Origin of the sequence: Ruminiclostridium papyrosolvens C7 (assembly GCF_000421965.1) — a bacterium.
Classification (GTDB): Bacteria; Bacillota; Clostridia; order Acetivibrionales; family DSM-1351; genus Ruminiclostridium; species Ruminiclostridium papyrosolvens_A.
In genome coordinates, this window is sequence record NZ_ATAY01000063.1 from 205,315 (window position 1) to 228,035 (window position 22,721).

The following is a 22,721-nucleotide window of genomic DNA, read 5'->3' on the forward strand; positions in this document are numbered from 1 at the left end:
TACTATATTAATTTCAAATTAGCTTCAACTTACTCCTAATTGTAAAAATAAAAAACAGCCCATTTTCAGGCTGTTATATTATTTATTGACTTTGGACATAAATTAAATCCTCTGTAGCTTTACCCCTGACATAAAAAACCTGCCTTGATGGATTGCGGCTGTCCCAAGTGTCAATCCATTTCTCACTACCATAAGTAGAAGTACCCTTCTTTGTTACCAGGTCAAAGCTTATAAAGGTTTTATCATCCGTCTCCAATGGGATAATCCATTCAAATGTATATGTGTTTCCTGAGGTTCTTGTTAATATAACGGTATCAGTGTATGTTTTCCCTTTGATAATATAGTGTATTCTGAATGCCGCATAATCCGGTTCACCCTGAATATCAGTCTTTCCTTTTACCCTGTAACCGGCTTTGATATACGTCCTGCTGTGTCCTATCTTTGAGAAATAGTTTATTGGCATATTTATCGCAGGGATATCTGTGTTGCTTCTTCGTGGATACCTGTCGATTTTTCCGTCCCGATTGTCATCCACACCCTTGCTTGTATCAAAATAATAGGTTCTCCACCCGGGGTCCTGCATCATTGTGATTGCAAAGCTGTATGCCCTTATTCCTACGAATTTATACTCTACATTAACTGTTTCACTCATTCCGGATGGAAGCCATGCTTTAAACTCAGCACTTCCGAGCTTACCGTCCGGATATGCTCCATCCGAAATATCAAGTTTTAATTCCCAGATTTTTACCAATCCCGCATTGGAGACTAGCTTGATATTTCCGGAATCCGAAGTGTATGTATGTCCTTCAAAGATTAATCGGGTTTTGGATACATATTGAGAAGTTGTAAATTTAAACAGAGTTGTATCCCCGGTATTAATCTGTGCTGCGGTTTCTCTGCCGTTTATATATCCTTTCAGGTTTATAGGGGTTTGTACCGTGACAGGGAAGGATATTGTCTTGTTCTGTTCTGCATTTGCCGTTATCTTAAATATGTAATTACCGTCTATAAGGGTATCGGGTACATTATAAGGTACAATGTTCCAGCTGATGTCATTTCCGCTTTTACTGCCAGTGGCCGTACTGTATCTGACAGTTTTAGTACCTGACACCTGAGTTCCGCTTAAATTGTACAGGGCCATTGTCAAATACGGATTTGACGGATATCTTGTCCATAGATTAAAGACCTCCAAGTCTTCACTGGCAGGTAGAGTGACTGGAGAGGTTGGATCTCTGAAGGTAGTTTTCATTCCTCGGAGTTCAGCTTCAAACTGCATTGGTGGGGTATCTGTTAAAGTAAATGTAACCTCCGGGACGTCCTTATAGGTTGTTCCGTTTATATCCATTGTAAAAACATCTGACCAAGTGTTTTCTATGTCTTTTACATAATATCTGATTCTATATGTACCGGGGCTCAGTTCGTCGGGGATTGTGTAGTTCCATTCCCCTCCTTCCTTTTTCCACATGATTTTCCGGTCTGATATGCCTTTGTCAGACTTGGCTCTGGTAATATTATGATCCAGATCATAGCTAAGATCCTCCCAGGTTGTCTTATAGGTGTTTGTAACCCCATCGAAATCCCAATCCAGTGTTGCCTTGGCAATTGGCTTTCTGTGTACAAATATGTCAACCTCTGTGGCTCCGCTGTAATATGAGTAATAATCTCCATATGCTCCGGCCGGCTTGTCTTTTACCCTTCTGTATATCTGGTACTTTCCTACATTGTTAAATGAATTTTTTATTTCGGCTTTCCATCCTGAATCAGAGTTGAAATCAGTTTGTGTTCCAGGTTCCTGACCGGTGGGGTTATCAAAATAGTCTTTATCATGTACATATTGCATCTCTCTTAAAACTATTTCATCATTTTCAAGGTCATCTTCGCCGACATTAAGAGTAAACTGTTGATTACGAAGTACATATATCTGCTCAATAGCCGGTGTTTTCTCTGAAATGTATTCCAGAGCTTCATTCAAAATTTCCTGAACTGTCTTGTCTGTTACATCTATAAATTTCGTACAATCCGGGTATTGCTTTTGTATTTCGGGTGTTCCTGCCAGAATTATCTTTGCATCGGTCTTTGATGTGGCTGCATTAAAATCGGAAAGTTCTGAAATATTACCATCACTTACATAAAGAATATATTTACTGCTGTTTGCCCTCCACGTATCGGTGTAAGGCTGACGTACATATTTGTAAATAGTACCGTTGTAGTAGCCGGTATAGTTTGAAATCCACTGCATATTGGGAACCCAGTAGGATATGGTTCTGGAAACTGTACCTGAGTAACCTGCATAGCTTCTTGTCCAGTCAAAGTCTCCTGCTTTGTCGGAACATGCTGTTGAGGTATATACATAGCCATATCCTGATAATATACCCCTATATCCCTGACTATCAGAGTAGGATACGGATGAGGGAGGGTAACTTCCGCTGTACCCATGTCCGCTGGTTAATTGGCCACCTGCACTGGCGGTTTTAGTCTCGGTTTTTGTTTCATAATGGCCAAAGTCGTGATAACCTCCGTTGTCCGTAACGCTGGTTCTCTTCAACTTGCCTGAATATCCCGCACCGGTATATTGGATCTCTTCATCAGGGTAACTTGTTCCGGTATTGCTTGATGTACTTGCAGAGGTAGAATATTCGTAAGTTTTCAGGTCCCATATATTGACATTAGGAATCATGTTTCTGCCCAGTAATGAATTCTCTATTGAAACCCTATTGTTTGAGATATATTCATATTTGTTCTGTGCCAAACCCTTATCACGCATGATATATAAATCCACATTAGGTCTTTCAATGGGGGCATCAACGTATATATCTGAAATGGGTTGGTAGTTGTCTACCCAAAAATCACAGTCCAGACTTGCAGACTTTTTATCAGAATCGGTAACAAATTGAGTTAGGGTATCCTGTCCTTTTACATCAACAAACTCATCTTGGGCATATATAAAGAATTTATAGTAACCAAGTTCTGTGGGAGTGTAAGCAGGGAAGTCCGTCAATTCACACATGCCGTTATCTCCGAGGCCGTTCCATGACTGAATCATCGTTTCAACATCCCCGTTATTGTCACTGTCATACCACAATTCTATTTTTGCAACCTTTATTTTGTCACCGTCAGTACTGCTAACAACATAGTGCCATGCACTTATTTCATCATTTCTTGTTACTACACTGTCAGACAGGTTCAATTCTATATTTGGGGTAATATCCTCTAGCACACGGTATTCTATGGTATATGGGTCAGACAATATACCCAGAGTGTTTTTGCACTCCAAAATTAAGGAATATGAACCCGGCTCTTTGTACTGCAATTGCTTTTTTAAGTCGGTATCGGTACCTTTATACAGTTGTGAAGTGTCGCCGCCGTAAGACCATCTGTATTCTACTATTGGATATTTATCAATAACAAGTTGTATATTACCATCAGTTGAATTGTTCTCAACATTTATAATTCTGTTCTGTTTCCAAGAGCTTGATGAAAGTTTGAACTGTGAAACAGGTTTTGTAGGATATACGTATACATAATCTGTTGAAACATATTCAACCACGGCAGCACCAAGTATCTCTTGCTTTTTATCTTCCGGTATCCCCGTCAGTACAATCTTGCTTTTATCAAGGTTGTATTTACAGATGACCTCTGCAAAGTACCCGTTTTTACTGGTTGTGGCCGGAAATCTGTATGACCCTGAAAAAAATTCGTTATAGTCAACCTGTTCCCCATTAACGTATAGTTGAGTACTTTTAACTATCGACATATCTGTGCTATCAGAAACATCGTTGAATTGAACTCCGTCAAATGCGGTTTCTCTGATGTGATTATTTATTTTTAGTGTTGGAATGTCTATAACCAGAGGTTCGATATCAGGCTCGGGAGGGGTTGGAATTGTGCCTGTTAAAAATTGATTACTTCCGCTTTTGGAATTATTATGTCCATCCAGATAGTTTACTTTTGCTGTTGCTTCTACCCATACTATGTAATTGCCCCCTTGCTTGGGAAGCTTTTTGATTTCTTCTATGGTGGTTTCAATACTAAAGGTTGCAGTAACTGTATTATCTGCTGTACTTTTGGGTACCACCTTTCTTGATTCCTTTTCAGTAGCGGTAAGTTCTATTCCGGAAATCTTATCGATATTTAAATCCCAGCTTTCTATATCCTGTCTTGTATAATATACGGTTCTGGACACCGAATCCTTATAATATGGAATCCAGCCTTCCGGTGCCGGCTCCTTTTCTTTGAGGATAACATAATCCTTTAGTTCACCTTTAACCTGAAATTCCAGTTTAACCTTCTGTTTGTCCACCTCGTTGCCTTTAGGAATGTCGGGCATAGGTGATACTGTAGTTACGAAGCACTGTAAGGGCAGGTCTCTTTTACCACTATCAGATAATGTTTTTATTTGTCCCAGATTTGGTACGGAAAACGTCTGATACCAGATAGAGCCGTCAGGTCTTACGTGCCACATCTTTCCACTGCCGGCTTTCTGAATTGTCGGTGCTGATTGGATATAAAGATATTGGTAAACATTTGCATCATAATGGCCATTACCGTCAGGTATGCCTGAAAACTTATCTACGGAATTAAAGGTTTTGTACATCCAATCCTTTAGCCTTTGAACTGTTTGCTGTTTATAACGATTTGAAGAATTGTATGCTGCTTCATTATAAGTACTTGTATTAGCTGTAAGCCTTTTTTTTACTTCATTTGTATCACTCCAAGGCTCTTTAATCCAGTTCCTCTCCCTGAAGGTAGTTACAGTTGCTACGTTAATCATCCACATATTACTGAATACTTCCCCATTTATATCAAAGCCAAGGTACTTCCACTCTCCACGGGTAGTCTGGCATTTTTCTATATGGGTTTTAGGGTTCTGCTCCTTACCTTTGCAAGAAATTCCTTCAGGCTTTAAGAAGTAACCTCCATCATATTTAATTTCCGGGTCTTTAATATCCAAATCATTATGTATCTGATATCCACATTTGAAATAGTTCCCTGCCATACTCCTGTAGCTACCGTATACTATAAGATTCTTCTGTGTAAACAGCCTGTAGTTCAAATAGTAAGTGTTAGTATCCTTTTTTATTGACAACGGGACGACACTTCCATTGATTTGGGTCGGTAGCAGGTTATTCCTTTTATAGTTATCGTATGTGGACTGGTTGAAAAACTCTATGCCACCATTTTCGTATTTTAGTAGAGCATAGTTATCTGCAGCCTGTACAATTATATCCGAAAAGCCAGTTATAAATATTATAAGGCAAAGAATAAATGAAGTTACTTTTATATATTTATTCAATTAAACACCTTCTCATTAATTTAAATTAAGCATTGTATCCTTTGTTATAAACCCCTTTGCCCAAACCTGAAATGAAAAAACATTACCACTGTCACCATTTCCACCAACAACAGAGATTTGTCTACCATTGAGCAAATAAATTTGATGTTTCCAATCAATATCATTCAATGCATACCCTAAATACTGGTCATGGATATTCTTCGCCTGTTCGTAGTCCTTCCCAAACCAGAGTTTTAATAATTCATAACTGTAATTTTTCAAGTCCTTGTTGTACTTATCAACCTCATAGCTTGATATTTCATATAGCCATCCATTACCGTTGTCATACAAGCTTTCTTTCTGCCCTTTTTTTATTTGGCTCCTTTGAGTAGCTATACCAATTCCGTTTAAAGGTAAAATCAGTCCATAAATATCATTCATGTATTGATTGAAGTGATCCTGACTATTAAAGTAATTAATTGCAAAACTTTTATTTTTTTCACTGTAAGTAAAATCTATTTTCCCACCTGTTATAAGGCTACGGTTCTTGTACATTGTTTGTGCTGTTTCCCATATCTCCATCATTGGGAACAACCCTTTATACAAGGTATATTCCTTGTTTTCATAGAAGCCTGCTGCCTCATTATCATATTCACCATTGTTGGTATTACTGTTTTTCCATTTAAAGCTTTCGCTTGCCGACGGGATACTTTCAACCCTTGCCTTCTTATCCAACAACTTTATTATTATGACGGAGGCTTCGGCCCTTGTAAGAGTACCCTTGGGATTGAATTTGTTGTTACTGCCTGTCAAAAGCCCAATACGATAGCAGTCGATTACATCCTGAAGATATTTACTTGTGATAGTAGGATAATCTGTCATTTTAAGCTTCTGGTAACCTGTATATACGTTATCAAAAAAGCCTTTGTTTCCCTTGGACGGATACGGGTCACTTCCCTTTACAAAGTAATCATGGGGAACATTTTCGTACTTTCCTATAGTCCTTCTTGCCAAACTTGCTGCCAATTCACGTGTAATAGGCTTTGTATAATCTGATATCTCGCCTTTTGTCAAAATACCTTCTTTTAGGGCTAAATCCGTAAACGGCTTGTAATAAGGCACTCCCTGTGGTACCTCAGGGCTATATCCTATTGCCCTCATAAGCATTAAGATATATTGTCCTCCCAGAAGCTTATCGTTGGGGCCAAACCTGCCATCAGTATATCCTGCTATTATTTCAAGTGCCGATATTTTTGCTATATAATTGCTCCCCCAGTGATTTTTAATATCCGGGTATTTAGCCCGCTCAATATCAATATTTAATTGTGTCAGACCGTTGTATTTGTCAAAAAGTGGCTGCATCCGCATTGCTGTTGTTGTACTACCTGATGTACTTGCATTTTCAGCTGTTACCGGCAAAAGTGCTGATAATAAAATTGCTGAAACTGTTATCGCACATAAAAGTTTTTTCAACATGCTTACTATTCTCCTTTTTAAATTAACATAAAATTTTGTTTGGAATGTTTATTTTTGAATTGTTTTTATACAAATTTGGACTGTTCCATTTTGACAAGTACATAAGATAAATAGGTGTAATCTTTTATGTGTACTCCATAGCTTACAGGGTGATGAAAACTGATACAACTTTTAGATGCTAATAGCTATAGCATTGTTGAACAAATATGAAAATATATAAAATATTACCGAATGTTCTCTAAGATGTGATTTTTTCAATGACTTGTTTTGGACTTTAGTCGCAAATCTACACTTATTTACTAAAACTTCCGTTTTTTATTATATCATTACTGAGACGTGTGTCAATATTTTTTTGCTTGATTCATCTTTATTCGGCATAAACAAACTAATAAAAACCGGGATATAAGTACAATATCAGTTTAAACATTGTACTTATATCCCGGTCTATTGGTTTATAATAAACCTTAATTATTTTACAATTCTTACTTTCAATACACCTTTAATAGCTGCAATCTTTGCTGCAACCTCGTCATTGGTCTCATTTTCAATATCAAGTACGGTATATGCATATTCACCTCTTGATTTACTAACCATGTCTAAAATATTCAGATTCATGGAAGAAACCGCTCCGGCGAACTGAGCCAGCATATTCGGAATATTTCTGTGGCAGATAGCAATACGTCCGTCTGTCATGCAGATACCTGCATCACAGTTTGGATAGTTTACAGAATTTTTAATATTACCATTCTCAATAAAATCAATCAATTGTTTTACAGCCATTACTGCACAGTTATCTTCTGATTCTTCAGTGGATGCTCCGAGGTGGGGAATTGCTATAACTCCATCCATCTTAGCAGTCTTATCATTAGGGAAATCCGTCACATACTTAGCAACCTTACCATTTTTCAGAGCTACTTCAATATCGTTATCACTTACTAACAGATCCCTTGCAAAATTAAGGATGATAACACCATCCTTCATCTTGCAAATCGTATCTTCGTTAATCATTTCCTTGGTATTAACATTAGGATCCGAATTCTCTATCAAAGGAGTATGAAGAGTGATACAATCGCACTCTTTATAAATTTCGTCTCTGGTTTTAACGTGTACAATATCGCGGGATAAATTCCATGCACTGTCTACGGAAATGAACGGGTCATATCCATAAACTTTCATTCCTAGGCGGTTAGCTGCATTTGCTACTAGAACACCAATTGCTCCAAGACCGATAACGCCTAACTTCTTGCCCTTTATTTCCTTCCCCGCAAACTTACCTTTTCCTTTTTCTACAGCCTTAGAAATAGCAGGCTCTTCTTTTATAGTCTGCACCCAGTTAACTCCTCCGATGATATCACGAGAAGCTAACATAAGTCCTGCAATTACTAATTCCTTTACACCGTTTGCATTTGCTCCTGGTGTATTAAATACGACAATCCCATGCTCGGCACATTTTTCTAGGGGAATATTATTGACACCCGCACCTGCTCTTGCAATCGCCTTTAGATTACTGCTAAATTCAATTTCATGCATCGCTGCACTTCTAACTAAAATCGCATCTGCTTCATTGACATTTTCAACCTTTTTATGTTCCTCGCTAAAAATATCTAAACCAATATTTGCTATCGGATTAAGACAACTATATTTCATGACTATACCCCTTTCGACGTCTTATTACAGGTTCTCAGCTTCAAACTTCTTCATAAACTCAACTAACGCCTCAACACCTTCGATGGGCATAGCATTATAGATAGAAGCTCTCATACCGCCTACGGTCCTGTGGCCCTTTAGATTTTCAAAACCTGCAGCCTTGGATTCTTTAATGAACTTTGCATCAAGCTCTTCATTCCCAGTAACAAAAGGAACATTCATTAAGGAACGGTCTTCTTTAACAACAGTTCCATGGAACATCTTGCTCTGGTCTAAGAAATCATATAGTATCGCTGCTTTTTTCTCATTATGAGCCTTCATAGCCTCTAAGCCGCCTTGATTCTTAATCCATTTAAATACCTTACCACAAATATAAATACCATAAGCAGGAGGGGTATTATACATAGAACCCTCTTTATCATGAATTTTATATTTCATCATGGTAGGAGTGCCGGGAAGCGTATCTTCGGTGATGAGATCTTCACGGATGATAACAATTACAACACCTGCAGGTCCGATGTTCTTCTGAACGCCGCCATAGATTACGCCATATTTTGTTACATCAACAGGTTCTGACAAGAAACAGGAAGAAACGTCGGATACTAATATTTTACCCTTAGTATTCGGTAATTTTTTAAACTTTGTTCCGTATATAGTGTTGTTTTCACAAATGTATACGTAATCTGCGTTTTCAGAAATCGGAAGGTCGGAGCAATCCGGAATATAGGAAAATGTCTTATCCTCAGAAGAAGCAATTACATTTGCTGTTCCATAGATTTTAGCTTCCTGATACGCTTTCTTTGCCCATTGACCGGTTATTATATGGTCAGCTACTTTATTCTTCATCAAATTCATCGGAATCATGGCAAACTGCAGTGACGCGCCGCCCTGTAAGAAAAGCACTTTATAATTATCAGGAATATTCATTAATTCCCGTAAATCCTTCTCAGCTTCCTTTATGATTACTTCGTAGGCCTTGGATCTGTGGCTCATCTCCATGACAGACATCCCGGTACCTCTATAATCCAGCATCTCGTCTGCTGCTTCCTTTAGTACCTCTACCGGCAACATCGCCGGTCCTGCAGAAAAATTATAAATCCTTCCCAATGTTTTGTCCTCCTTATATATTACTCCCTCTGGCTCCAATAACCTCTGTATCCCTCCTGATTTACAGCAATTGCCACAAGAATAGACACAATTTCATATTCACCGCCCCATTGCGTTCCAGATAGATGCCATCTAATTTTCACAGCATCACTCCTTAACGAAACTCATAGTTTATTGGAAGTTTTGGGAGATATTACGGCACAAGCTTTACGTATGCCACCTAATTTAATGTTTTTTGCAACTATATAAATAATAGCAAACAATGCACTTTATTACAATAAAATAATAGCTAAATGAAGTCAAAAGTTGATTATTCTACAAAAACACCGATAATTTACTTATCGGATTTGACTAAAATCTTATAAACTTGTATCTTAAACAAATGGCAATAAGCCGCTACAAAACAATTTTGTTTTGCAACGGCTCCTTTTTACTGACGGTACAATTACGTTTTAATTATAATTAATATTCAACCGGTAATAGTTTAATTAAAAAAGAATTTTCTATTGTATTTCCGGCTCTTATTTTCATAATATCGTAAGTTATTTGGCCTTGATCATTTATTTCTCCTAAAATATCAAATCCCCCTGACTCACTTCCCAAATCCCTCATTTGACCGTTTTCCCATAAAATAACACGATTACCATTATAGTTTGACGTTCCAATAATCTGGCCTAAATTATTAATGTCCGATACTCTTGTCGAACTGCTTCCCGGTACGTCTAGCACTGTCGTTTCACCATTATCCCGTAAAAATGCGATGGACTTACCATTCGGCATTGTAGCATTCCCAATAATCTGTCCTTTGTCATTTATCGCATTTGCTATAGAAGACGAGCCGCCGAGTGTCCCTAAGTCACTCATCTGACCATTTTCCCACAAAAACGCATGTCTTTGCCCGTCATGCATATACGAGTAACCTACAATCTGCCCTCTGTTATTTATATCTGTTGCATGAGAATAATTCCCACCTAGCGTACCCAAGTCTACAATCTGGCCATTATCCCACAAAAATGCGTGATACTCAGTTTTTCCCGCTCCTACTGATACCTTAGCCTCGCCAACTATTTGACCATTATCATTTATAGCATCAGGAGCTGCAGCTAAAGTACCAAGATTCCCCAAATTTGTCATTTGACCATCTTTTAATAAAAACACCTGTGAATTCCCGTCAGTACCCACAATCTGACCATTATTATTAATATCAAAAAACATACTAAATTCACCTGTGACACCAGACATATCTTTCAATTGCCCATTCTCCCATAAAAATGGATGAAGCTTCATATTTGCCGAATCTATTGTCGCCGCACCCACAACCTGACCTAAATCGTTCATACCAAAGACCATTGTGGAACCATCACCTAACGTCCCAAGATTTGTTACTTCTGTGTTTTCCCAAACCGGTCCTTGCAAGACTTCAGCGTAAGCAACATTGATAGTAAACATCAAGCATATTGCCAAAACAATAAAAAAGGTTTTCTTTTTCAAAATATACCCCTCCCCCTATAAATTGAGCTTCTTTGACATAACCTACTTGTCAATTTTGGATTTTTTAATTTTCCCTTGTAATTTAGGTTTTTGGAGATGTAACTAATTGCGAAGAAGTATCAAGAATAACGACATAAGTCTTGTCCATATAAATATTTTACATTATTATTTTTATATTGTAAATATTTGTAATTACTGTTAATTTATTTCTATATATTGCCTTTCCTTTTTCCCTGCGAAATCCTTTTACTTTCTCATTAAATCTTTCTATTTTATAATAAAAAGTAATTGATAATTTCAATTCTACAAATCGTTCATTTGGTGCCTCGATACAATATTCAGTGCATCCTCAAATCTCTTTGTTCGCATATTGCGTAACATTTGTTCCATATGAACCAAAGCATACTGAATTTTTACATCATCGCTAATTAAACTGATTTCACCTGCCCATATACGGTCATGGAAGCTTCGAAAATCTAAATCCAGTTTTTCAATACTAACATCAATTGGTTTACCTTTAGCACCGAACAGCATGAAAACAGTAAAATAGGACATGTGGGTTATTTGTCGCGCTAATAAGAATCGGGCACGCCTGTATTCATCCGCTGGTTCTCCAAAATAGCTTCCTAGATAATCAGCTTCATCTTCTTCGTCTTTTACTAGAAAATTCGCAACAACTGCAAGATCCGCATAGCGGTCATTTAAAAAAGCTGCTTCCCAATCCACAAGCCAAACCCGCTCTCCGTCAAACAGAATATTTTCTGGTTTAAGATCGTTATGGCAAGAAACTAAATCCTCATCGTTGCGAGGATAAACAGCTACGATGCGACTGTATTGCTTAATGAGTTCTTCCGTCATATTCTCCGGAAGAATTTTGGCTTCCTGAAATTTTCGAATGAAAATATCGGCAGTATCTTGGAAATTCATCACCTTTGGAAAAGGAGGTAGTGAATGTAGCTGTCTAAGTAGCTTAGGCAGTTTAGTTTTTGCTTCCTCAATGGGTAATGGTTGAGCTTCGACATAATCTGTAATTGAAATTCTGTCTTCTATATTCGTGTACCATATGCGCGGAGCAATCTCTGCCTTGGCAGCCATCTGCATGCAATCAAACTGGCGTGTAGGGTCACTTGCGGCATCAGTACGGGTAATAATACGCAGCAAGTATGGGGTCTTCTGTACAACAATGCGAAAAACAAGGGCAGATGAGAGACCTGCGGTTAACATTCTGATATCTTCGTATTCACTTACACCAAATGTAGACTGTAATGCATCTTTAACAACGCTCTGTTTTGCTTCAGGAATCATTTTATCTCCTCCTTGGATAATGCTTAAATCTGCTCCTATGATACACACAATAAACGATAAATATAAGACTGATAATTCTCAAATTTTTATGATATAATAAAAGTAGGATAAATAGTGATTTTTAAGTGCAAATACAACTCTAGACCCTTTTATATGAGTTATATAATAAATAAGGAATGTTGTAGCGAGAATAATTCCAATCATCTATAGATTAAAAGCCAAGCTATTTCAAAACTGCATATTTATATATAGTATTTTTCTTATAATTTTCATACCAAAAGAGTACGTTATTATATATTCCTATACAACTGACAGTATCGTCATTACCAACTTTTTGGGCTAAACTATACATTTTATTACTTTTACAATTATAGACCACTATTTTTGCCCTAATATTGTCTTGCCAAATTAAATATGATCCATTAATAGATGGCATTAGCTTAGTATCCTTGGTATGATAGCTTGATACCTTTGCCTGGCTCTTCTTATTGAAACAACCTGTACTGGAAATTATGAAACACAGTAATATAAATAAAACTAAAATTTTTCTTTTCATTTAATTTAGCCTTTCAGAAAGATAATTGTTCGGCTTTACTGATAATTGCTTTTTATTCACTTAGTCTATCCATACCATGCCCCTTGAACTAACACAATTTGCCATTGTACTGATGTCCAATGCGCACCATGTGGATGCAGATAATGAACGATGAATTAGTATTATCATAACCATCCCCGGCTACATAGTTAGTTTACAAAGAGTGTACTTGTTATTATTCCCCATAGTATCGTTAATTTTACTTTGTTCATATTTTAGCACAACTTAGTAACTGTAATTTATTCTATAGTAAATAAGAAAAAAAAGTTGGCCTATGTTTTAGTAAAGGAAAAAGCCTACCGTTAAGTAGGCCTTATCTGTCTTTTAAATTCATTTCGCAATTAAGCGTTTACATTATTCTACACTAGACCATTTAACGCTATTACTCGATCACAAGGATAAGGGCACTTAGTTCCACCCAATTGTGTTGCTCCGCCATAATAAGGCCAAGCAGCTGACTCAAACAATACATACGAATATGTGCTTCCTATCGCAATCCCTTCCGACATTGGCGGCAATCTTAAATCACTGACTTGTGATCCGAACGAACCAGATGCGAAATTATAAATGTACAGTTTAGCAGCATTATTTCTACCATACGAACAGCTGATGTATATTTTGTTATTCCTGATTCCTATACCTTGAACTTGGGAAACGCCTGTCGGGAATGTATAGCTTTTGCTTACTGTTAATGCTCCGGTAGTACTGTTAATTGTATAACTATACATAATTCCATTATCAAAGTTTCCTACATATAATTTCCCATCACCGCTATTATAAGCCATATAAGATGCATCATTATTAACTGTAGATGTAGAACTGTATGCGATAGTGACAGGGTTGCCGGTACTACTGATTGCCTTATCTATATCCGCTTTTTTGATAATGCCAACGGCACTTCCTTTACTTACATATATGTAACCATGTGCACTATCATATGCAATCCCACCTACATGAGCCTTTGAGCCGCTTATGACCAATGTCTTCTGATATACCCATGTGGTTCCGTTGTCTTTCATTACATAAATAACAGAGTTACCGGTTTCAGTGTCAGTGCCATTGTCACTGGTATCATCTGTAGTGTTTGTGAAATCGTAGCCCGTAACCAGCATGTAATCTGAATCATAAATACATAAGCCCTGTGGTACATACTTTATATGCTGTTTTGTGGTATTACTACTATTAATATAATCTGTAGACAATAATCCAGGTATTGCATAAGTTCTAGTAGAGTTATAACGGCCATATAATGCATCGGTTGAACTTGTAGAATAATTTGTATAAGTTGAACTTTGTACAAATGCCGTATTACTTGAAAAAACCGCAAAACCGGTACTTGTTGCAGCATATGCCGTTAAGCAAAAACCTAAAATTGTTACAAATGACATTACTACACATAAAAGCTTTTTCTTTGTCATGTTTTCCTCCATATTTTAATTTATTTGTAAATTATTTACATTAACAGTAATATATATCATTCTCTCTTTTAAGTCAACCAATTTTTGGGCAGATATCCATAAGACATATACTATACATATCTAAATGCCTCAAATACCATATCCTCATCAGCCGGGATTAATATTCCCTCTGCCTTGCTCTATGATTATTTACAATTATATTAATATCAAAGTTTTTATTTTTACTTAGGCTACTACAACTCTTGCACCCGCACTCCTTTCTGCTCTTAAACCTATTTGTTGGAAAATACGACGGTATTCCCACAAAAAAAATACAACCCCCATGACTGAGAATTGTATTTTTTTATATCATATTGTATTAATTTTTATTTAAAATATCTGTTCAGCAAGCCCTTAAACCCTGCTCCGTGTCTTGCTTCGTCCTTACACATTTCATGAACTGTATCATGAATTGCGTCAAGGTTAAGCTGTTTTGCACGTGTTGCAAGATCCTTCTTGCCCTTGCATGCTCCTGCTTCGGCTTCTGCTCTCAACTCAAGGTTTTTCTTAGTATCAGCATGAACTACTTCACCAAGCAATTCTGCAAACTTTGCAGCGTGTTCAGCTTCTTCCCATGCAGCAAGCTTGTAAAAAGCACCGATTTCGGGATAACCTTCACGCTCAGCCTGTCTTGCCATAGCAAGGTACATGCCAACCTCTGTACATTCTCCCATGAAGTTTGCTCTCAGGCCTTCAAGTATCTCGGCATCAACACCCTGTGCCACACCAATTCTATGTTCATCAGCCCACTGTTCTGATGTTTCTGACTGCTCAATAAATTTTGCCTTTGGTGCTTTACACTGAGGACAAGCGTCCGGCGCCTCATTACCAACATGTACATATCCGCAAACTGAACAAACAAATTTCTTCATACTCAAAAATCCTCCCAATATACTTTTATATTATTTTTTATTTTATTTGAAATCTTAACGACAATTATATATGTACCCAGTGAGGATAACTTAAAACAAAAATCTTTTCAATCTTTTTATGGGAACATTTATGATATTTTAACGTCTAAATATGTAATACACATTGAAGGGAGCTTAGTACTATGAAAAACAAAAGAATAGTAGCAGGATTATTAGCAGTCACCATTTTATCACTCTCATCTGTTCCATCTTTAGCAAACTACACAGAAAATCTCAAGGCAGTCAATATTTCTGAGCAAATTGACTCTACAGAGAACCAATCTTCCTTTAGCTCTTTCACGGGTAAAGTTAAGGAAATAACTGATTTTAAAGGTGTTGAAGGCTCAAAGTTTGTTCTGGTAGAAAATCAGGACGGACAGCAAGCAAACCTGATAATATCAAATAGTACATACGTTGTTAATAATGAAAAAATCGATACAGGGTCTGTTATAACCGGATTTTATGATGCGAATGCACCAATGTTGATGATTTACCCTCCGCAATATAACATAGAAGTTGTTAATGTTGCCAGTAGTAAAGTTCAGTGCATAAAAATTGACAGGTTCGGTAAAGATTTAATCAGTTCTGATAATATGTTAAAATTGAATATTTCTAAGGAAACAGAAATAATATCACAGGATGGAAAAGCTTTTGAAGGTGAACTTGCAAACAGAAATCTTGTAGTGCTTTACGGCATATCAACCAGAAGCATTCCTGCCCAGACAAATCCGGATAAAATAGTTGTATTGTTTGAGAAAGCAGTTGAACCTACAGATGAGGAAAAAGCTATACTAAGCGGTAATGTTACTTCTATGGACATAGTTGTTAACAGCAAGGCAATTGAAGCCCCTTCAGCATATACTAATAAGAAGGGTACTTTTATGGTTCCTCTACGTGCAATTGCTGAAAATTTAGGATTTAATGTAAACTGGGAAGGCAAGACGAAAACTGTAATGCTAGGTAAAGATATTTCTTTGACAATAGGCAAAGATATCTACATTTTTATGAAAACTACCCCGCTACAATTGGGAACAGCCCCTGAAATTGTAGATGGAAAGACTTTTGTTCCGCTAAGTTTTTTCAAAGATGTTCTTGGCATGAAAACTGTTAATGTTTCTGGCTCCGACATTGTAATAAGTGATTAAGAATGACAGGGTATTTACAAAACAGCCAAGGTTAAAGTTGTAAACTCCCTTGGCTGTTTTCAACATGGATTAATATGAACCACCGCATCCTTTATTCCTTTTATATCCTTCACTTTTGCTTTAATTGTACCGGCAATTTTGTGGCTCTCGTTTACAGACATTTCTCCGTCTACAGACACTTTTATAATTAATATAAAGCCCTCTCCGACTGGTTTTGCATTGATAGAATCGATGTGGTCAACTCCACTGATGCTTTGAATCATATTAAGTGTGTTTTCCTTGAAGGTAGGGTCCATGTTGGTATCCATGAGAACCTTAAATGCCGAGATAAAAATTTTAATTCCGGTATAGAAAATCCACAAAGAAATAAGTATACCCACAGCACCGTCTACCCATCCAAAGCCCACGTATCCCATAATAATACCGAAGATAGTTCCGGAGGTAACAAAAACATCGTTTCTGTGATCTTCCGAATTTGCAATAACAAGAAGATTATCCATTAACTTTCCTACTCGTCTGGTATAAATAAATAATACAAGCTTAACTGCTATAGTAATTATTGCAGCTGCTATCAGAAACCAGGATACAGTAAACGAAGACCTGTCTATTATTGAGGACAGAGAACTTTTAAAGATCGTAAAGGAAACAAACATAAGTGAAATGCTTATAATCATGGAAAAAATGTATTCTGCCTTGCCATGTCCATAGGGATGGTCACTATCTTCAGGCTTGCTGGCAATACTGTTTCCCACAAGTGTCATAACCGAGGCAAAAACGTCCCCGGCACTGTTAAAGCCGTCAGCAATCATAGCCTGGCTCCGGCTTAGGAAGCCAGCTGCAAGCTTTATGCAAAGAAGAAAAATATTTGCTGCAATACCAAGTATCGCAACAAGCCGGGTAATTTTAAACCTATCCATAAAATAACCTCTTTTAAAAAATATTAAAACAGCTGGGATAGAAGATGTATAACAAGACCTGCCAAGCCACCTATAACAGTTCCGTTAATCCTTATATACTGCAGGTCGGCTCCAACCTGAACCTCCAGCTTATCCACCATGTCTTTTGTCTCCCAGCCTTCCATAGTATCGTATATAAGAGAACCCACTCTATCACCGTATTGGGAAACTATACTTTCAATACCGCCGATTACGGAATTATCAATTGTTTCACGCAGTGTATCATTCTTATTTATTCCATTGATAACCATATCAATCATCAAGCTGACTTTTTCCGTGAGTTTAGCTTCATTTTCAAAATATGAATTTTTGTAATCAACTATTACTTCTGTCAGCATATTTACAGCTTTATTATAAACATCAGAATTCAATATCTGACCCTTGAGTGTCTCCCCTTTTTCAATAAGCTCCTGAGAATTTTTCATATCATCAATAAGCTTAGGAATAACAGACATCAAAAGTTTGTTTATTTCAGCCTCGTCATTTGTATCTATCTCTTCAGTCTGCCTGATTAAGAATTCAAGTATCTTTCGGTAAACCAAATCCCCAATAAAAGGCAGCGCAAGAGTTTTATTTATTCCCCCAAGAACAAGGATTGTCTTGTCCTTGTTCTCACTGATAAATTTATATGTAGCGTTAAGAAGCCCCTTTACAAGTGGCTTATGGTATCCCGACTCAACAAGCGGGGTTAAGCTTTTTCCAAGCAGAGGATAAAGACTTATATCCTCAACTTTGGTATGGAGCTGTGCTTTTAAAAAATTACTCACTTTTTCATCATTTATAAAGGAATCAGCCAAAGAAGGAAGTCTCACAACTATTGCTTTTACAATCATGTCTCTGTTTTTTTCAACATAGCCTGAAACAGTTTTTGAAATACTTACCTTGTCCAGCTTTGCCTTAATAATCTCAGGTGTAAAAAAATTGGAGACAACGAAGTTTGACAAGGCCTTTGCTATTCTGGATTTGTTGTTTGCAATAATAGCTGTATGAGGAATAATCCTAAGTCCTAAGGGGTGCTTGAAAAGTGCCACTACGGCAAACCAGTCCGCAAGGGCACCTACCATTGAGGCTTCTGCAAAGGCCGCTATAGACGAATACAGAAGTCCTCGTCCCTCTAATCTTCTGAAAATAATAAACACAATGGTCATAAACACTAATAGAGACGTTGCAATAATTTTCATCAATCTTAATTTTTTTCTAAGCTTTTCATTTTCATCTGTATAAGTATACTTTTCCATATCAAAATCCCTACCTTAAACCTTCTGTTCTTCACCCGTTACATTCAATACATTGTCAAACTCCGCCCAGACCTTTTCAAGACCTAAACGGTTTGACGTTGAAAATGGTATAACCTTTTCGGCTCCATCCAGCTGCAACACCTTGCGTATATCATTTATGCGAGGATTTATCTGTCCTCTGGATATTTTATCAGCTTTGTTGGCAATTATAAGTGTATTGAGTCCAAAACCTTTAAGCCATTGATACATCACAATATCGTCCTTACTTGGAGAATGTCTGATATCTACAAGTAATACAACCATTTTTAGGAAATTTTCCTTCCTTGAATACAGATATGTTTCGATAATATTCGACCAGGATGCCTTCATCTCTTTTGATACACTAGCAAAGCCGTAACCAGGCAAGTCCACAAGATAAAAATTCTCATTGACACTAAAGAAATTTATCTGTCTGGTCTTACCCGGAGTTGAACCCACTCTTGCAAGACTTTTTCTGTTAACCAAAGTGTTAATTATTGAAGACTTGCCTACATTTGACCTTCCTGCAAAAGCAATCTCCGGAAAGCCCGTAACAGGGTATTGATTAGGCTTTACAGCCGTAATTTCGTGTGAAGCATTCTTAATATTCATAAAACCTCCGATATTTCACAATTTTATTATTATAATGCCCAATAATTCATCTGAACAAAATTAAATTTCTCTGACAACATTTTTTATCCACTTATTGGACCTTAATCTGGCAACACCGCAAATCATTTTAACAATTTCTTCAGCCATTACCATGAGGACAACCCACTGCACATCGAGTCTCAAAACCAAAGCCCCGATAAAAGAAAGGGGAACACCAATAAGCCACATAGTTAAGCCTTCTGCAACAAAAGCAAATCCTGCATCTCCCCCTCCACGTAAAACTCCCACAATGGCAACTATATTTGTAAATCTTATGGGCAAAATAATAGAGTTCATTGCCATAAGAATTATAGACGTTTCAATAACATCACTGCTTACCTTGAACAAACTTACAATAAACGGAGAGAACAGATATAAAAGTCCGCCCAGAATGAATCCGCCGATTATGCAAAGCCGGACAAAGCTCCAGGCATATTGCCTGCCCTTCTTTTCCTCTCCTGCACCTATAACATGTCCCGTCATAACCGCTGCAGCACTGGCCATACCAAAAGCAGCAACCATAAACAGGTTTACTACGTTGTTTGTAATCTGCACTGCATCAAATGCCTCAGTACTTATTCTGCCATACGCAATTGAATATACCGCAACACCCAGACCCCAGCACATTTCATTAAGAATTACAGGTATCATAGTCCTGGTTACTCTGCTAAGCAAATCTTTTGTAACCTTTCTAAGCTCACTGATTCTAAATCTAAGGAGCGGAAAGTATTTAGACACAACAATTAAAAATATAATCAATTCAACTACTCTTGCTATTAATGTACCTGTTGCGGCACCTCTCACGCCCATTGCCGGCATACCAAACCTTCCGTATATCAGTACATAATTAAGAAGCGTATTTAACCCCAGCGCCGACGCACTTATTATCATGGGCATGGCCGATTTTCCAATACTTCTGAGAGCCACACTGAATCCAAAACTTATTGATGCAAATACAAAACTCACACTGAGTATTCTTAAAAAACCGGCACCCTGACTAATAACCACAGGGTCTGTATTGAAAATGGATATAATCTGTTCGGGCAGCAATAGCCCTATGGCTGCCAACAAAAGAGTAACACCTGCAGCTATTGCAATATCCATATTTACCACTCTGCCTATATTTTCATGGTCCTTTTTACCCCAGAACTGTGCAACATAAATACTGCATCCGCTGTGGATAGCATTATAAAGTAAAAATACTATCAAACCATACTGGTTGGCAACACCAACAGCTGCCAATGCCTGATTCCCCAAAGAACCGACCATTACAGAATCAACGACGCCAAGAGATGAAGAAATTAAGTTCTGAATAGTTATTGGTAGTGCCAGTGTAAGAAGCTTCAAATAAAATTCCTTGTTTTTACCTAGTAACCTTTGCATTTATCCCCCTGATATGCTTTAACGAAAAGTACAATTAGTTTGAATACCCATAATTATCCTCACGTGATTATACTACACCCGCAAAAAAAAAGCAAAAACCTTGTACGCTACGGCTTTTGCTCTTTAATAGGCTTGTATTTCTAAAACAGCTTTCCATTCGCCTTCCTCATATTTAATCCTGCTTCATCAAGCACCTCCATTACTTTCTTGTGCTCGACGGGCCTTTTAATTTTAAGAGTAGTTGTTTTAATTAATTCATCGTAGCTCATAATAAAATATCTTATAATTTTATACTGAGGTATGTCCTTGTTTATCCTTTTTATCTCCTGCTGAATAATGTCTGCTAATTCACTTTCAGATGGTAGTCTTCCATATTTGTCTTTTAAAACAGCTTCATTAAGCACCAGCTTTGCACATACCTGTATATCTCCATCTGGGGCTTCATTACCCCATACAAAGGATTCTTTTATACCTTCAATATTATTCAGAAGTGTTTCATACTCTTCCGGAAAGGCTTTTTTACCATTAGTGAGGACAATCATAGATTTGGCCCTACCTGTAATTGTTATAAACCCTTCATTATCAATATGTCCCAAGTCTCCTGTATGAAACCAGCCTTCTTCATCAATAGCTTCTTTCGTTCCTGCTTCGTCATCGTAGTAGCCCATCATTACATTCCGGCCTCTTGTGATAATTTCACCCATGCCGTTTTCATCAGGATTATATATTGCCGCCTCTATACCATACAATGGCTGTCCTACGGTTCCCGCCTTATTATAAAAGTCATTGTTTGCTGCAACAACCGGCGAAGTTTCAGTCAAACCATAGCCTTGTATAACCTTTAATCCAATCATATCAAAACCTTCAATTATCTCCTTGCCTATTGGTGCGGCACCTGACACGGCCAGCCTCAGACCAGGCCCTAATTGTTCCAGAATTCTTTTGAAAAACTTTCTCCTTAAATCTATATTAACGCAGTTAAGTGCTTTTGAAACCTTGGCGAGCACTGCAACCTGATTGGACTTGCCCGACTTTTTTATGCCCTCGGTCATTTTTTTATACATTGCTTCCAGTATTGCAGGGACTACCACAAGAATAGTTACATTAAATTCCTTTAAATTTTTGGCAATGTGCTTTATGCCCTCACTGTATGCAATACATATACCATTTTTTATCATAAAAAGCATTCCTATTGATAATTCAAAAGTATGATGCAACGGTAGTACTGAGAGATGCACGTCATTGGGCAAAACTTTTATTGCGGAAGATATGGCACTTACGTCTGTACAAATATTACGATGGTTAAGCATTACCCCCTTTGACATACTGGTTGTACCTGATGTAAAAAGCAGAACAGACAGCTTTTCTGAATCTACCGATGCATCTGTAAAGCTTCTGTCACCATTTTTTAAATGGCTTTCACCCTGTGCAACAAGTCGGTCTATAGTAGTAAAGGAAGAAGGGTAACCCTCACCTATTTCATCCATACATATAAAATATTTAATGCCTTTCATTCGTTCTGCCAGACTACGCATCTGAGTATCAAAGTGGCTGCTGTAGAATATTGCATCTACTTCGCCTCTGATAATTAGTTTTTCAATTTCAACTTCAGGAAGGTGTTTATCAAGAGGAACCGCTATTCCTGTGCCGCATACAATAGAAAAAAAGCTCACTGCCCATTCATATCTGTTTTCACCAATCACTGCTATCCTTTTGTCCTTTAAGCCAAGTTTGTGCAGTGCAGTTCCTACGGCCGCTACTTCCTCACCAAAGCTGTTATATGATTTTGTGATGGTATCTGCCCCTGATTTATATATAAATGCAGTTTTATCTCCAAATGTATCTATACTTGTTTTAAGTAGTTCCTTAATGTTTTCCACGGGACTGATTTCATAATACCCAAGCCCCTTTACAATTCTTTTGTCCTTTTCGCTAGTTATGGAGATTCCCTTTTTGGCCATATGCCCTCCTGAAAGAAGATAATATAATTATTACCTGGTTATAATTATATTATTGTATTCCTTTTCAATCAATATTACAACAAATATATTTACTTATACCTTTCCAAT

General features: G+C 37.3%; 15 protein-coding genes. 1 reads left to right on the forward strand and 14 read right to left on the reverse strand.

What is annotated here, in order from left to right:
* Nucleotides 1-82: 82 nt before the first annotated feature.
* From L323_RS34105 to L323_RS34145, 9 genes are all read right to left on the reverse strand, one after another.
* The gene (locus L323_RS34105; protein ID WP_020816154.1) at nucleotides 83-5,293 is read right to left on the reverse strand and encodes an Athe_2463 domain-containing protein; all 5,211 of its coding nucleotides are present in this window, start codon (nucleotides 5,291-5,293) and stop codon (nucleotides 83-85) included.
* Nucleotides 5,294-5,308: 15 nt separating this feature from the next.
* Nucleotides 5,309-6,748, reverse strand: coding sequence for an S-layer homology domain-containing protein (locus L323_RS34110; protein WP_020816155.1), 1,440 nt, complete (start codon nucleotides 6,746-6,748; stop codon nucleotides 5,309-5,311).
* Nucleotides 6,749-7,216: 468 nt separating this feature from the next.
* Nucleotides 7,217-8,395, reverse strand: coding sequence for a phosphoglycerate dehydrogenase (locus L323_RS34115; protein WP_020816156.1), 1,179 nt, complete (start codon nucleotides 8,393-8,395; stop codon nucleotides 7,217-7,219).
* Between the two features lie 24 nt (nucleotides 8,396-8,419).
* Nucleotides 8,420-9,502: a 3-phosphoserine/phosphohydroxythreonine transaminase gene (gene serC, locus L323_RS34120; protein ID WP_031342195.1), complete on the reverse strand. Its 1,083-nt coding sequence runs from the start codon at nucleotides 9,500-9,502 to the stop codon at nucleotides 8,420-8,422.
* 20 nt (nucleotides 9,503-9,522) lie between these two features.
* The gene (locus L323_RS41935) at nucleotides 9,523-9,645 is read right to left on the reverse strand and encodes a hypothetical protein (RefSeq protein WP_020816158.1); all 123 of its coding nucleotides are present in this window, start codon (nucleotides 9,643-9,645) and stop codon (nucleotides 9,523-9,525) included.
* Between the two features lie 319 nt (nucleotides 9,646-9,964).
* Nucleotides 9,965-10,993: an HAF repeat-containing protein gene (locus L323_RS34125; RefSeq protein WP_020816159.1), complete on the reverse strand. Its 1,029-nt coding sequence runs from the start codon at nucleotides 10,991-10,993 to the stop codon at nucleotides 9,965-9,967.
* Nucleotides 10,994-11,296: 303 nt separating this feature from the next.
* Nucleotides 11,297-12,298, reverse strand: coding sequence for a phosphotransferase (locus L323_RS34130; protein ID WP_020816160.1), 1,002 nt, complete (start codon nucleotides 12,296-12,298; stop codon nucleotides 11,297-11,299).
* A 954-nt stretch (nucleotides 12,299-13,252) separates the two neighbouring features.
* Complete coding sequence (locus L323_RS34140) at nucleotides 13,253-14,311, reverse strand: hypothetical protein (protein ID WP_020816162.1); 1,059 nt, start codon at nucleotides 14,309-14,311, stop codon at nucleotides 13,253-13,255.
* Nucleotides 14,312-14,676: 365 nt separating this feature from the next.
* Nucleotides 14,677-15,222: an NADH peroxidase gene (locus tag L323_RS34145; RefSeq protein ID WP_014314678.1), complete on the reverse strand. Its 546-nt coding sequence runs from the start codon at nucleotides 15,220-15,222 to the stop codon at nucleotides 14,677-14,679.
* 182 nt (nucleotides 15,223-15,404) lie between these two features.
* Between L323_RS34145 and L323_RS34150 the strand changes: the two genes are divergently transcribed.
* Nucleotides 15,405-16,406: a copper amine oxidase N-terminal domain-containing protein gene (locus L323_RS34150; RefSeq protein WP_020816163.1), complete on the forward strand. Its 1,002-nt coding sequence runs from the start codon at nucleotides 15,405-15,407 to the stop codon at nucleotides 16,404-16,406.
* A gap of 59 nt (nucleotides 16,407-16,465) precedes the next feature.
* Here L323_RS34150 and L323_RS34155 read toward each other — a convergent pair whose 3' ends face one another.
* From L323_RS34155 to L323_RS34175, 5 genes are all read right to left on the reverse strand, one after another.
* Nucleotides 16,466-17,323 carry a cation diffusion facilitator family transporter gene (locus L323_RS34155; RefSeq protein ID WP_020816164.1) on the reverse strand — a complete coding sequence of 286 codons (858 nt, stop codon included), beginning with the start codon at nucleotides 17,321-17,323 and terminating at the stop codon, nucleotides 16,466-16,468.
* A gap of 23 nt (nucleotides 17,324-17,346) precedes the next feature.
* Nucleotides 17,347-18,600: a DUF445 domain-containing protein gene (locus L323_RS34160; RefSeq protein ID WP_020816165.1), complete on the reverse strand. Its 1,254-nt coding sequence runs from the start codon at nucleotides 18,598-18,600 to the stop codon at nucleotides 17,347-17,349.
* A 15-nt stretch (nucleotides 18,601-18,615) separates the two neighbouring features.
* Complete coding sequence (gene yihA / locus L323_RS34165) at nucleotides 18,616-19,230, reverse strand: ribosome biogenesis GTP-binding protein YihA/YsxC (RefSeq protein WP_020816166.1); 615 nt, start codon at nucleotides 19,228-19,230, stop codon at nucleotides 18,616-18,618.
* A gap of 60 nt (nucleotides 19,231-19,290) precedes the next feature.
* Nucleotides 19,291-20,652 (reverse strand): MATE family efflux transporter, encoded by a 1,362-nt coding sequence (locus tag L323_RS34170; RefSeq protein ID WP_020816167.1) that lies wholly within the window; start codon nucleotides 20,650-20,652, stop codon nucleotides 19,291-19,293.
* Between the two features lie 140 nt (nucleotides 20,653-20,792).
* The gene (locus L323_RS34175; RefSeq protein ID WP_020816168.1) at nucleotides 20,793-22,613 is read right to left on the reverse strand and encodes an AMP-dependent synthetase/ligase; all 1,821 of its coding nucleotides are present in this window, start codon (nucleotides 22,611-22,613) and stop codon (nucleotides 20,793-20,795) included.
* Nucleotides 22,614-22,721 lie beyond the last annotated feature (108 nt).